The following is a 12,620-nucleotide window of genomic DNA, read 5'->3' on the forward strand; positions in this document are numbered from 1 at the left end:
AAACCGAACAAAATACAGCCAATCTGCATAGCGACTTTCGCAAGCCCGGTTTTACGACACAAGCGTGTAGTTAACGATCATCTGCCCTTTTTTCATCTTCACCTGGGTAATCGTCACCTGCCCAATGTCGGATAAACGCGCAACATGCGTCCCGCCGCAAGGGTAAGCGGGAAGCTCACCAAACCCGACTTCGCGCAAACCGCCGTCGAATGTCACCCGGCGAGGAAGATCCTCCGCCTGCCAGGCGCTGATTTTCGCCAGCAGCGAGGCACAATCCGGCAGCGAATTGCTACCTTTTGCGGAAAACGTAATGCGCCCTTCGCCAGGCCAGTGGTGCGCTTTCACCGGTTGCCATCCGTACTCTGTACCCGCCAGGCCGATAAGATGCCCCGCAGAGTGCAGCCGCGCATGCAGCTGACGCTGTGACGCATCAACCCTCAACTTGACTACGCCAGGCTCAATCGGTGTTGCTACGATATGTAGCACGTCGTCATCACGCGCGATCACCGTCTCGACGGGGATCTCATCAATCCAGCCGGCATCCGCGGGCTGTCCGCCGCCTTGCGGGTGAAAAAGGGTTCTATCCAGTGCCACCGCATACCGTCCATCCGGCTCAGCCGAGCAGCTCAGTAAGTTAGCCGGGCCTTCAGTATTATCGCAGGTGTAATAAAGACGTTCGGTCATGATTGCTCTCCTCTTGATGGGGAGAGTATATTCACTTTACTGGCAGCGATAATCCTGCGCTGGTTCAATGCATCTTTGCCTGGTACGCACAAATGAATCCTAACCTTCTTCCCGACCTCGCCACCTTTGTGTTGATTATCGACCACGGGAGCTTTTCCGCCGCCGCCAAAGCCTCGGGCGCTACGCCTTCCGCTATTAGCCGCAGCGTTTCACGCCTTGAGAAGGCGCTGGGCAGCAAACTGTTGCATCGTACAACGCGCAAGCTGGCGCTCAGCGAAACGGGAAAAATGGTGTATGAACATGCGCTGGAGATGCTGCATGCGGCGCAAATGGCTGTCGACTCGGGCAGCAGCCGACAAAGCATCGCGCAAGGTAAGCTGACCCTCAGCGTGCCCAAGGCGGTGGGACGGTTTGTTATTCATCCTCTGATGGCCGAATTCTTTGCCCGCTACCCGCAAGTGGACGTCTGTCTGCGGCTGGAAGACCGCTATATGGATTTAATCGACGACGGCGTCGACCTTGCGCTGCGCATCAGTCAGTCTCCCTCCCCAGGCTTGTACGGGAAACCGCTGATGCCGGTTAGCCATGTGATATGCGCTACCCCCGCGTACCTACGCGAGCACGGTACGCCAGAACACCCGCAGGCACTGCGCGACCATAGCTGTATCAGCCTTGGCGAGACCCCTGCGGATTCGCGCTGGAAGTTTCGCCGCGGTGAACGCGTGGAGACCATTCAAACTCATGGCCGTTACGCCGCCAACCACACTGGCGTACGTCTGGATGCGGTAAAAAATGATCTGGGAATCGGCAGCCTGCCGCTCTTTACCGCCCGCGAGGCACTTGCGAGCGGAGAGATCGTCCAGGTCCTGCCAGAATGGGAATTTATCAGCGACTACAGCGGCGAGCTGTGGCTGCTGTGGACGCGCAATCAACATATGCCCGCCAGAATGCGGGCGATGATTGACTATCTCAGCGAGAAGGTACCGCTACACACCTGATTACGGCGCGCGGGCGAATACCTCGGCCACCCACTGACGAAAACCATCCACATCCAGCGCCAGCGCCACCTGCGCGTTGGCGGGCTGCCCCAGACGCCCTTCAATATCCACCACCGTGGTGCCAGCGGTGTATTGCCCCTGGGTTTCCACCGCCACAAAGCAGCTGTGCAGCGTAAACAGGTCCGGACGGACCAGCCAGGCAATGGCGCAGAGGTCGTGCATCCGCAGGCCGCTCTGCATACTGCCACTACGATAGTGGCTGAACAACGCGTGAAGCATGCTGCCGGTCTTATTGAGCGCGGGAAGCGTAAACAGATACTCCGGCGTCAACACGGCCTGATTGGTCACGTCCAGCCCACACATCACAATCTCCAGACCGCTGCGGAACACCAGCGCCGCGGCTTCCGGGTCGATAGCGATATTGAACTCGGCGTTGGGCGTAAAGTTACCGCGCCCGGCGGAGCCGCCCATGATCACCAGGCGACGGATATTAAAACGACACTCCGGATACTGAGTCAGCAGCAGCGCAATATTGGTGAGTGGCCCGATAGCTACCAGCGTAATCGGCTGCGGCGCATGCATCAGCGCATCACGGATCGCCTGGAACGCCGGTTTGGCCAGCGGCTGACGGTTGTGCTCAACAAAGTCGTAGCCTTCCATGCCCGACTCGCCGTGAACCGAGGCGGCGTCACGTAGCGGACGCACCAGCGGCGCGGCAGCCCCTTGTGCAAGTGGAACATCGGCGTCCCAGAAATGCAGGAGCTGTAAGCCGTTACGGGTGGTTTTTTCGACCGAAACGTTGCCGGCAACGGTGGTCATCAGTTGAAGATCCAGCTCGGGGGCAAACAGCGCAGCGGCAATCGCCGCCGCATCATCAATACCGGGATCGGTATCCAGAAAAATAGGTAGACGCATGATTTCTCCCTAAAAAAATGCCAGACGTTAAGCCTGGCATTTTTTCACATTCGCGGGAGAAATAATTTATTCGACTTCACGAACATCCACTCGCAGCTCGCGCGGAACTTCGAAAACAATATTCTCTTCGCGACCTTCAAGGGTGATGGCTTCGCCGCCGCCCAGCGATTGCAGGCGGGCAATCACGTTCTGCACCAGAATATCCGGCGCGGAAGCTCCGGCGGTCACGCCGACACAGGCGGCGTCTTTCACCCAGGCTTCCTGGATGTCCGCCGCATCGTCAATCAGATAGGCCGCTTTGCCCATCCGCTGCGCCAGTTCGGCCAGACGGTTGGAGTTGGACGAGTTTTTCGAGCCGACCACCAGCACCACGTCGGCCTGCTGGGCGAGCGATCGCACGGCTTCCTGGCGGTTCGTGGTGGCGTAGCAGATATCGTCTTTGCGCGGACCAACGATTTTCGGGAAGCGCTGGCGTAAGGCATCAATGACGTCGGAGGTATCGTCCACCGAGAGCGTGGTCTGGGTCATAAACGACAGCTTGCTTTCGTCTTTCACCGCCAGCTTCAGCACATCTTCCGGCGACTCAACGAGGTACATGCCCCCTTTCGGGTTGCTGTACTGACCCATCGTACCTTCCACTTCCGGGTGACCAGCATGGCCAATCAGAATGGATTCTTCACCACGACGGCTGGCGCGCGCCACTTCCATATGCACTTTCGTGACTAACGGACAGGTCGCGTCGAACACCGTGAGCTCGCGGCTTTTAGCCTCGTTACGGACGGCCTGAGAGACCCCGTGCGCGGAGAAGATCAGGATAGCACCGTCCGGCACTTCACTGATCTGCTCGATAAAAATCGCGCCGCGTTCACGCAGACTGTCCACCACGTAGCGGTTGTGCACCACTTCGTGACGAACGTAAATTGGCGCGCCATAAATGGCGAGCGCATTTTCAACAATGCTGATAGCGCGGTCAACGCCTGCACAAAAGCCGCGTGGGTTGGCCAACAGGATCTGCATGTTACGCCTCCAGTACCGGATCGACTTCCAGTACTTCAATATCAAAATGAACGGTATGTCCCGCCAGCGGATGGTTAAAATCAACCGTGATGGAATCACCGTTGATTTCGCGGATCACGCCCGGCATTTCGCTGCCATCCATCGCGGTGAACAGCATGATCGCCCCGATTTCCGGCTCGCCCGCATCCATAAATTCGCGGCGGGAGAAATACTGGATCAGGTCGGGCGTCGAGATACCGAACGCCGCATCCGGCTCCAGAGAGAAGGATTTTTTGTCCCCGGCCTTCAGGCCGAGAAGATGCTGCTCCAGCCCTTCAGACAGGGAGGCATCGCCCAGACGAAACAGCGCCGGTTTGCCGTTGTTACGGGTTGACTCAGCGGTAGAGCCATCGTCCAGTTTCAGCGTGAAGTGCACCAGCACCGCGCTATTGCTTTGAATCGAGTTAGACATGCAGGTACAGCCTTCTATCTTACGACATTGAAATGACGATTATTGTTATGTGTTCGGCGTAGCGATTGCAGATGGCGCGACGCTTTCCGGGCCTACAATGGATCGTAGGCCGGATAAGCGCAGCGCCATCCGGCATTATCTTACGCCTGCTTTTTCGGCAGGAAGCCTTCCAGCACAATCAACGCCGCGCCGATACAAATTGCCGTATCGGCCAGGTTGAAGGTGGCAAAGTGCCAGTCGCCGACGTAGAAATCGATCATGTCGACGACAAAGCCGTGCCACAGACGGTCGAACAGGTTACCCAGCGCGCCGCCAATAATCAGCGCATAGGCGATGTTATTCAACTTCTGCGTAGCTTTGGAACGGTACATCAGTACCGCCAGCGCCACGCAGATACCGATAGCGATACCCGCGAAGAACCAGCGCTGCCAGCCGCCGCTGTCAGCCAGGAAGCTGAACGCGGCGCCGTAGTTACGCGCATAATGGAGATTAAGCGACGGGAACAGCGACACCGTATCCCCCAGAGCAAAGTTCTGGAGGATCAGGTATTTACTGCCCAGATCGATAATCAGCACGGCGACGACCAGCCACAGCCAGCGCAGCCCTGTTGCACAAATCGATTTACTCATCAGGCAAACTTACGTTTTTCGCCGTCACCGGCCACGTTGCTCACACAGCGTCCGCAGATATCTGCGTGCTCCGCCACCTTGCCGATATCCTGAGTATAGTGCCAGCAGCGCGGGCACTTCTCACCTTCGGCTTTATTCAGCGCGACTTTCAGACCTTTCAGCAGTTCACTCTGCTGAGCGTCAGCGGTCGCCGCTGCATAATCGGCAACGGTCGCCCCGGAGGTCAACAGGACAAATCGTAATTCGTCACCCAGCGCCGTCAGTTTGGCCGCCAGCTCCGCATCCGCGTACAGGGTCACTGCCGCTTCGAGGGAACCACCGACTTTCTTGTCAGCACGCGCCTGTTCGATAACCTTGTTCACTTCGCCACGAACTTTCAGCAGCTCTTCCCAGAAGTCGTCGTTCATCTCTTCGGCATTGTCCAGACCGAACAGCCCTTCGTACCATTCGCCGGTGAAGACATACTTCTCACGGTCGCCCGGCAGGTAGCCCCAGATTTCATCGGCGGTGAAGGACATGATTGGCGCCATCCAGCGAACCAGTGCTTCTGCGATATGGTACAGCGCAGTCTGGCAGCTACGACGCGCCACGCTGTCGGCTTTCGCGGTGTACTGGCGGTCTTTGATGATGTCGAGGTAGAACGAGCCCATTTCAACGGAGCAGAAGCGCATCAGACGCTGTACCACTTCGTGGAAATCGTAGGAAGCGTACGCTTTCACGATATCTTCCTGAGCGGCCTGCGCACAGGCGACGGCCCAACGATCCAGCACAACCATCTCTTCCGGTTTCACCATGTCTTTCTTCGGATCGAACCCGTTGAGGTTCGCCAGCAGGAAGCGCGCGGTGTTACGGATACGACGATAGCTGTCGGCAGCACGTTTCAGGATTTCGTCAGACACCGCCATTTCGCCGGTGTAGTCGGTGGATGCCACCCACAGACGCAGGATATCCGCGCCCAGTTTGTTCATCACGTCCTGCGGAGAAACGGTGTTACCGATAGATTTGGACATCTTACGGCCCTGACCATCGACGGTGAAGCCGTGGGTCAGTACCTGACGGTATGGCGCTTTGCCTTTCATGGCGACGCTGATCATCAGCGAGGACATGAACCAGCCGCGGTGCTGGTCGGAACCTTCCAGGTACATATCCGCTGCGTGACCGCCGAATTCCGGACGGGCGTCAACAACGGAGTAGCTGGTTGAACCGGAGTCGAACCATACGTCCAGCGTATCCGGCACTTTGACGTAGTTGTCTGCGTCGTCGCCGAGGATTTCACGCGGGTCGAGATCCCACCACGCCTGAATGCCATCTTTCTCAACGTATTTGGCCACCGCTTCCATCAATTCGGTAGTGCGCGGGTGCAGCTCTTCGGTGTCTTTATGCACGAACAGCGCCATCGGCACGCCCCAGGTACGCTGACGGGAGATACACCAGTCAGGACGGTTAGCCACCATGGATTCGATACGCGCTTTACCCCATGCTGGGATCCAGCCGCTCAGATCTTCTTTCGCCAGGCCTTCCTGTTCAATGCGGTCGATCTCTTTGAGAGACTGAATGCGCAGGCCTTTCTGGTCCATGCTGACGAACCACTGCGGGGTCGCACGGAAGATGATCGGCGACTTATGACGCCAGCAGCACGGATAGCTGTGCTGCATTTTTTCGACGTGCAGCAGCGCGCCTTTCTCCGTCAGCAGCGCAACGATTTTGTCGTTGGCTTTAAAGACGTTCACACCGTCCAGCTCCGGATAGGTACCCGCCAGGTATGCGCCGTCCGGGCCAACCGGGTTCGCGATTTCCAGACCGTATTTCTGGCTGATCACGTAGTCGTCCGGGCCGTGGCCACCGGCGGTATGCACCGCGCCGGTACCCGCATCCAGGGTGACGTGATCGCCGAGGATAGCCGGCACATCAAAGCCCATGAACGGGTGGGTAAAGCGCAGCAGCTCCAGCTCAGCGCCTTTGACGGTACCGAGGATGGTGTAGTCAGCGGCGCCAATGCGTTTCATCACGCTTTCGACCAGATCGCTCGCCAGAATCACCGCCTGACCGTCGATCTGCACCAGCGCATAATCGAAGTCCGGCGCCAGGGAAATGGCGCGGTTAGCCGGCAGAGTCCACGGCGTGGTGGTCCAGATAACCAGCGAGATAGGCCCAGTCACGTTGGACGCGCCAAATTTCGCTTTTACCGCGTCCTGATCGGCGGCGTGGAACGCGACGTCGATAGACGGGGAGGTTTTGTCGTAATACTCAACTTCCGCTTCCGCCAGCGCAGAACGGCAGTCAACGCACCAGTGCACCGGCTTCGCGCCTTTGTGCAGGTGGCCGTTAGCGACGATTTTACCCAGCGCGCGAATGATGTTGGCTTCGGTTTTGAAGTCCATGGTCAGGTACGGCTTCTGCCAGTCGCCCAGCACGCCCAGACGGATGAAGTCGGTACGCTGGCCGTCAACCTGAGTGGCGGCATATTCGCGGCACTTGGCGCGGAATTCTGCCGCAGTGAATTTCTCACCTGGCTTACCGTATTCCTGCTCTACCTTCAGTTCGATCGGCAGGCCATGGCAGTCCCAACCCGGGACGTACGGCGAGTCGTAACCGGAAAGTCCTTTGGACTTCACGATAATGTCTTTCAGAATCTTGTTAACCGAGTGACCAATATGAATGCTGCCATTCGCATATGGAGGGCCATCATGCAGAATGAAGGTTTTTTTGCCTTTTTTGGCTGCACGAATGATGCCGTACAGGTCATCATCGGTCCAACGCGCCAGCATCCCCGGTTCACGCTTGGCGAGATCGCCGCGCATCGGGAACCCTGTTTCCGGCAAATTCAGGGTAGATTTATAGTCACTCATCAGATTATCGATTCCGTATTTAAAACGTGTTCAGGCATTAAGCCGGTGTTGATAGCCCAAAATGCTCCCGGGCCGTTAGCACATCGCGTGCGATTTGAGCCTTAAGCTCATCAAGCGACGCGAATCGCTGCTCGTTGCGTATCTTTTTACGCAGTATCACATCTATATGGCGACCGTACAGGTCCATTGCAACGTCCAGCAAATGAACCTCCAGCTGCTGGCGCATGCCCGCAACCGTTGGACGCGTGCCAATGTTAGCCACGCCCGGCAGCGGCTTGTCGCCCAGCCCTGCCACTTCCACCGCATAAACCCCTTTAACAGGGGAAACCTGACGACGCAGCGGTAAATTCGCCGTCGGGAAACCGATTGTGCGGCCCAGTTCATCGCCGTGCACCACGCGCCCGGAGATAATAAAAGGATGACCCAGCAGACGTTCCGCCTGCTCGAGATTATCGTCGGCCAATGCCTGGCGCACCGCGGTGCTGCTAATGCGTACTCCGCCATGGCAGAAGGTTTGCGTGCTGGTGATGTCGAAACCGAAGTCCGCGCCCGCCTTCTGTAATAACAAGAAATCCCCCTGACGACCAGCGCCAAAGCGGAAATCATCCCCCACGGCAAGGAACTGCACGCCCAGCCGCTTCACCAGCAGCTCGCTGATAAAGTCCTGCGCGGTCAGCGCCGCAAAGCGGCGATCAAAACGCAGGCACAGGACGTAGTCCACTCCACTCTCGGCCAGATAGCGCAGCTTTTCGCGCAGGCGCGTCAAGCGCGCAGGGGCCTTGTCAGCCGCGAAGAGCTCCAGCGGCTGCGGTTCAAAAATCATCACCACCACAGGCAAACCGCGCGCTCTGCCCTCGGCACGTAAGCCTTGCAGTAACGCCTGATGCCCACGATGCACACCGTCGAAATTACCAATGGTCAGAACGCACCCATGTGGGGCCTGACTGAGATTATGTATGCCGCGTATCAGCTTCATGTCTGGCTCAAAAGAGTGAAAATCGTCAGAGTATACCTTGTACAGCAGTCAAGGTTAACCGGCGATTACACCTCGTAACGGAAAGAGGGAATGATTTCATCAGCATCCGTTAAAAAGGCAAGAAAATATAGTCGAGACGCGTGATTTTTGTGCCGGAAAGACTGTATTCATCGGCGACAAGCTGGTAGAATCCTGCGCCATCAATACGTAATGCAGCGTTGTCAAATTAACGGCGCTTATTTGCACAAATCCATTGACAAAAGAAGGCTAAACGGGCATATTCCTCGGCCTTTGAATTGTCCATATAGAACACATTTGGGAGTTGGCCTTGGCTAATATCAAATCAGCTAAGAAGCGCGCCGTTCAGTCTGAAAAGGCTCGCAAACACAACGCTAGCCGTCGCTCTATGATGCGTACTTTCATCAAGAAAGTATACGCAGCTATCGAAGCTGGCGACAAAGCTACTGCACTGAAAGCATTTAACGAAATGCAACCGATCGTGGACCGTCAGGCTGCTAAAGGTCTGATCCACAAAAACAAAGCTGCACGTCATAAAGCAAACCTGACTGCACAGATCAACAAACTGGCTTAATCGCCCGCTTGTTATCAGCTTTGTAGAAAAACCCGCGTAAAGCGGGTTTTTTTATGCCTGCGATTGACGTCGCCCGGCATGCCGGGCGACAAGATTACTTCGACGGTTCGGCAAACAGCGCCGAATAGTCGCTATGGCAGATACGCTGTACCGATGGATGCTGAATCATGCGTTCGGCAAAAATTGCGTGATACTCTTCCATCACGTTATCCATACGGCCAATTTCCACAATGCTGTCGTCGGCATAAAAGTCGTGGGCATAGAGCGTCGGCGCGACAAATATGGCGTTATGCGCCGCGCCAAAGGCCTTCATCAGCGCCGCATCGTCAAACTCACCGAGTATCTCAACCTTCAGCCCCTGCACGTTAAACCAGTTCAGCAGCTTACGTCCGAGCATGGAGCGGCGGCCCGGAATCAGCAAACGTCGCTCTTCCAGACAGGCCGGGAAAGGTTTCTCCGGCGGCGGATTGGTGCACCAGAAGCTCACGCTGCACTCACCGATTTTGACCGAGAACAGCCCTTCCTGCTGCGTGGAGTCGATCGGGCAGTCAGAGATAATCATATCCAGCTTGTGCTGACTGAGCTGCTCAAGCAACATTTCATGCGTCGACTCAAAACAGCGCAGATGAATTTGCTCACCTTCCACCACCGCGGCATCCAGTACGCCACTGACCAACCGTTTCGACAGCGCATCGGCTACGCCGACGTCGAACAAGAGGTTCGATTCCTTACGGTAGTTCACGATATCCAGCATCTCCTGGCTTAAGGTGAACATTTTGTCCGCGTAGCGGAAGACCAGTTCCCCGAGCTCCGTCGGCTCAATGCCGCGCCCTTTACGCTTAAACAGCTTGCCCTGCAGGCGCTCTTCCAGTGCCTTAATCTGTCCGGTAATGGTCTGCGGCGTGAGGTACAGCGCCTCCGCCGCGCCCACGACAGAACCTTCCTTGTAGACATGCCAGAAGTAGTAAAGATGGTTGTAGTTAATATGCGACATGCCCTGTGCTCCCCTCTCCTTTCATTCTCATTTCGCTACCGGCTTTAAGCGTGCACGTAGCAAGCTGTATCCCACCACCGCTGACAGGACGGAGCCGATCAGAATGCCAAGCTTCGCCCAGTTAATCAGCGACGGATCGACGCTGCCAAAGGCCAGGCTGGCGATAAAAATAGACATCGTAAAACCAATCCCGCACAGCAGACCCACGGCCATAATCTGCGCAAAGCGGGTGCCTTCCGGCAGCTTTGCCAGCTTCAGCTTTAGCGCCAGCCAGCAGAACACGCTAATGCCCAGCGGTTTGCCAATAAACAGACCGGCGATAATGCCCAGCGGCAGCAGCGAAGTCAGCCCGTCCAGCGTCACGCCTTGCAGCGAGACGCCCGCATTCGCAAAGGCAAATAGCGGCAGGATCATAAAGGCCACCCACGGGTGTAAAACGTGCTCAAGCTGTTTCGCTGGCGACTTGCCGTCCTGCTCGCGCAGCGGAATAAAGAAGCCCACGATCACGCCCGCCAGCGTGGCATGCACACCCGACTTCAGCACCGCGGTCCACAAAATGACGCCGACCAAAATATAAATACCGGTGCGCCGTACCCCGCTCAGATTCAGGACGGCCAGCGCCGCAATAGCAACGGCCGCGACGGCGAGTGACAGCAGCGATAAATCGCTGGTGTAGAACAGCGCAATAATCACAATAGCGCCCAGATCGTCGATAATTGCCAGCGCCATCAGGAAGATCTTGAGCGATGCCGGAACCCGGCTGCCGAGCAGCGCCAGCACGCCAAGTGCAAAAGCGATATCCGTTGCCGCCGGAATCGCCCAGCCGCTGCTGGCCACCGGATCCTGCGCGTTAAACGCCAGATAAACCAGCGCGGGCACGACCATACCACCCAGCGCGGCCACGACAGGGAAAATCGCCTGACGACGCGTCGCTAACGATCCCTGCATCATCTCGCGTTTAACCTCGAGGCCAATCAACAGGAAAAACACCGCCATCAGGGCATCGTTAATCCACAGCAGCATGTTTTTGTTGATCTCAAGGGCGCCGACGCGAACCTGCACCGGGGTATCTAAAAAAGCCCGATACAGGCCGCTGGTGAATCCCATGTTCGCCATCAGCATCGCCAGTACGGCAGCAATAATGAGGATAATGCCCCCAGAGGCATCGTTGCTAAAGAAACGCTGAAGATGCTTCACTTTTACTCTCTCTGTTCCGTCAATAACTCGTTTAAACCATTCTAAACCCCTTAACTGCTCGAAAAAATAAGATTATTATTGCTTAACGATTCGTTTTTAACGAAATATAATCAAAAGAAAGCCGGACATACCGAAGTATTCAGCGTTGCAAAAGTTAATCATAGACAATGCGCAACAGCGTCAGTTGCTTGTCTTCATCGAGATAATGGGTTTCGACCGATGCGTACGGCTGCGCGATCGGCGTGGTCAGATTCTCCACAATGACGTGACGCTCAACGCTATCGTGACGATGACAAAGAATCTCAAGCGCATCCGTCTCATTCCAGCAGCCCATTTCCACCACGCTGCCGGAAAAGACAATATTGCCAATCGCGGCCGCGCCTGTGGTACATGCCCACGGCAATAGCAAAATAAGCACCGTGCCGCCTACCCGATTTCTCATTCCGTGAACCTCGCCATCAGCGCATTACCCTTTTGCTTTCAGGATCGCCATCTGTAATGCATCCTGCGATGTGCTGCCGGGAACGACAGAGATCCGTTTGCTATCGGCATTGGCCGCCTGCGGCATCACCACAAAGGCTGGCGTGCCGGTGAAGTCCATATGCTGCGCCAGCGCCTGATTGAGCATCAACGCATCATGAATACGGCCGCTGCTTTGCGCGCTATTCACCGCCGCAATTTGCGCGTCATTCAGATAGTGATGCGCCAGAGAATAAATATCCTTGTCCGTCAGCGCGCCTTCCACTTTACCCGTCGCGTACAGAGCATTGTGCCAGTCGAGATACTTCGCGCCGCCGTGGGTCAGCCAGACCTGCTCGCCGACGCGCGCCGCCAGTCCGGATGCCGGCCAGCGAGAGGCAAAAATCGGAAACTCTTTAAAAATAAAGCGCGTATCGGGGTTCGCTTTGACCAGATTTTCGACTTCCGGCGCCATTTTGCTGCACCAGGAACACTGGTAATCGAAGAACATGACCACGGCGGCTTTCGCATCGGCAGGGCCGACGGAAGGGCTGCTATTGCTCAGCAAATCGGCACGATACTGCGACGCCAGCTGCACGTAAGCCTGCTGCTGGGCAATTTGCTGGCGCTGATGCAGGGTTTCGCTAGCCGCCACTAAAAACTCGGGATGATTCGCCAGATACGTCGCAACCGCCTGCCCGACTTTGTCAGGATGGCTAGCAATATAGGCTTCGGCCTCTGGGCCAATCTGCGCGTTATCGGTCGCCATCGCGGGAAGCGAGATGGCGCTGAACAATGCCAGCGCCGCCCATGAACGGCGTGCTAAAACAGGATGTAACATACGAGAGTCCTCATTCTC

General features: G+C 56.5%; 13 protein-coding genes and 1 pseudogene. 2 read left to right on the forward strand and 12 right to left on the reverse strand.

Annotated features, from left to right (window positions below; translation table 11 throughout):
* Positions 1–51: 51 nt before the first annotated feature.
* Positions 52–684, reverse strand: a complete 633-nt coding sequence (locus tag GY169_RS19900) for an alanyl-tRNA editing protein (protein WP_167576853.1) — start codon at positions 682–684, stop codon at positions 52–54.
* 92 nt (positions 685–776) lie between these two features.
* Here GY169_RS19900 and GY169_RS19905 point away from each other — a divergent pair, with 92 nt between their 5' ends.
* Positions 777–1,682 (forward strand): LysR family transcriptional regulator, encoded by a 906-nt coding sequence (locus tag GY169_RS19905; protein ID WP_167576855.1) that lies wholly within the window; start codon positions 777–779, stop codon positions 1,680–1,682.
* Here GY169_RS19905 and rihC read toward each other — a convergent pair whose 3' ends face one another.
* The 7 genes and pseudogenes from rihC to GY169_RS23480 form a co-directional block, all read right to left on the reverse strand.
* Positions 1,683–2,597, reverse strand: coding sequence for a ribonucleoside hydrolase RihC (gene rihC, locus GY169_RS19910; protein WP_167576857.1), 915 nt, complete (start codon positions 2,595–2,597; stop codon positions 1,683–1,685).
* A 66-nt stretch (positions 2,598–2,663) separates the two neighbouring features.
* Positions 2,664–3,614 carry a 4-hydroxy-3-methylbut-2-enyl diphosphate reductase gene (ispH, locus tag GY169_RS19915; RefSeq protein WP_163448216.1) on the reverse strand — a complete coding sequence of 317 codons (951 nt, stop codon included), beginning with the start codon at positions 3,612–3,614 and terminating at the stop codon, positions 2,664–2,666.
* 1 nt (position 3,615) lies between these two features.
* Positions 3,616–4,065: an FKBP-type peptidyl-prolyl cis-trans isomerase gene (gene fkpB / locus GY169_RS19920; RefSeq protein WP_064547280.1), complete on the reverse strand. Its 450-nt coding sequence runs from the start codon at positions 4,063–4,065 to the stop codon at positions 3,616–3,618.
* 140 nt (positions 4,066–4,205) lie between these two features.
* Entirely contained in the window at positions 4,206–4,694 is a 489-nt protein-coding gene (gene lspA, locus GY169_RS19925; RefSeq protein ID WP_163448215.1) for a signal peptidase II, read from the reverse strand.
* On the reverse strand, positions 4,694–7,543 hold the full coding sequence (gene ileS / locus GY169_RS19930) for an isoleucine--tRNA ligase (RefSeq protein WP_163448214.1): 2,850 nt from the start codon (positions 7,541–7,543) through the stop codon (positions 4,694–4,696). The genes lspA and ileS overlap by 1 nt, the downstream gene beginning before the upstream one ends.
* Positions 7,544–7,580: 37 nt before the next feature.
* On the reverse strand, positions 7,581–8,519 hold the full coding sequence (ribF, locus tag GY169_RS19935) for a bifunctional riboflavin kinase/FAD synthetase (RefSeq protein ID WP_064547274.1): 939 nt from the start codon (positions 8,517–8,519) through the stop codon (positions 7,581–7,583).
* A gap of 25 nt (positions 8,520–8,544) precedes the next feature.
* A pseudogene (locus GY169_RS23480) lies at positions 8,545–8,724 on the reverse strand (DUF2575 domain-containing protein).
* 123 nt (positions 8,725–8,847) lie between these two features.
* On the opposite strand from GY169_RS23480, the gene rpsT reads away from it, so the two are divergent.
* Complete coding sequence (gene rpsT, locus GY169_RS19945; RefSeq protein WP_003018940.1) at positions 8,848–9,111, forward strand: 30S ribosomal protein S20; 264 nt, start codon at positions 8,848–8,850, stop codon at positions 9,109–9,111.
* Positions 9,112–9,205: 94 nt separating this feature from the next.
* Here rpsT and nhaR read toward each other — a convergent pair whose 3' ends face one another.
* From nhaR to GY169_RS19965, 4 genes are all read right to left on the reverse strand, one after another.
* The gene (gene nhaR, locus GY169_RS19950; protein ID WP_163448213.1) at positions 9,206–10,105 is read right to left on the reverse strand and encodes a transcriptional activator NhaR; all 900 of its coding nucleotides are present in this window, start codon (positions 10,103–10,105) and stop codon (positions 9,206–9,208) included.
* A gap of 27 nt (positions 10,106–10,132) precedes the next feature.
* The gene (gene nhaA, locus GY169_RS19955) at positions 10,133–11,302 is read right to left on the reverse strand and encodes a Na+/H+ antiporter NhaA (protein ID WP_167576859.1); all 1,170 of its coding nucleotides are present in this window, start codon (positions 11,300–11,302) and stop codon (positions 10,133–10,135) included.
* Positions 11,303–11,456: 154 nt separating this feature from the next.
* Positions 11,457–11,744 (reverse strand): hypothetical protein, encoded by a 288-nt coding sequence (locus GY169_RS19960; RefSeq protein ID WP_223882118.1) that lies wholly within the window; start codon positions 11,742–11,744, stop codon positions 11,457–11,459.
* A gap of 24 nt (positions 11,745–11,768) precedes the next feature.
* Entirely contained in the window at positions 11,769–12,602 is an 834-nt protein-coding gene (locus GY169_RS19965; protein ID WP_167576861.1) for a DsbA family protein, read from the reverse strand.
* Positions 12,603–12,620: the final 18 nt, after the last annotated feature.

The sequence above is a fragment of the Kluyvera genomosp. 3 genome (assembly GCF_011765685.1).
Lineage (GTDB): Bacteria > Pseudomonadota > Gammaproteobacteria > Enterobacterales > Enterobacteriaceae > Kluyvera > Kluyvera georgiana_A.

What these genes read in the sequence shown, in the direction of transcription:
- rihC (WP_167576857.1), bottom strand. Translation starts at nt 2,597, where the DNA reads ATGCGTCTACCTATTTTTCTGGATACCGATCCCGGTATTGATGATGCG.
- GY169_RS19900 (WP_167576853.1), bottom strand. Translation starts at nt 684, where the DNA reads ATGACCGAACGTCTTTATTACACCTGCGATAATACTGAAGGCCCGGCT.
- ileS (WP_163448214.1), bottom strand. Translation starts at nt 7,543, where the DNA reads ATGAGTGACTATAAATCTACCCTGAATTTGCCGGAAACAGGGTTCCCG.
- GY169_RS19965 (WP_167576861.1), bottom strand. Translation starts at nt 12,602, where the DNA reads ATGTTACATCCTGTTTTAGCACGCCGTTCATGGGCGGCGCTGGCATTG.
- GY169_RS19905 (WP_167576855.1), top strand. Translation starts at nt 777, where the DNA reads ATGAATCCTAACCTTCTTCCCGACCTCGCCACCTTTGTGTTGATTATC.
- fkpB (WP_064547280.1), bottom strand. Translation starts at nt 4,065, where the DNA reads ATGTCTAACTCGATTCAAAGCAATAGCGCGGTGCTGGTGCACTTCACG.
- nhaR (WP_163448213.1), bottom strand. Translation starts at nt 10,105, where the DNA reads ATGTCGCATATTAACTACAACCATCTTTACTACTTCTGGCATGTCTAC.
- lspA (WP_163448215.1), bottom strand. Translation starts at nt 4,694, where the DNA reads ATGAGTAAATCGATTTGTGCAACAGGGCTGCGCTGGCTGTGGCTGGTC.
- ispH (WP_163448216.1), bottom strand. Translation starts at nt 3,614, where the DNA reads ATGCAGATCCTGTTGGCCAACCCACGCGGCTTTTGTGCAGGCGTTGAC.
- ribF (WP_064547274.1), bottom strand. Translation starts at nt 8,519, where the DNA reads ATGAAGCTGATACGCGGCATACATAATCTCAGTCAGGCCCCACATGGG.
- GY169_RS19960 (WP_223882118.1), bottom strand. Translation starts at nt 11,744, where the DNA reads ATGAGAAATCGGGTAGGCGGCACGGTGCTTATTTTGCTATTGCCGTGG.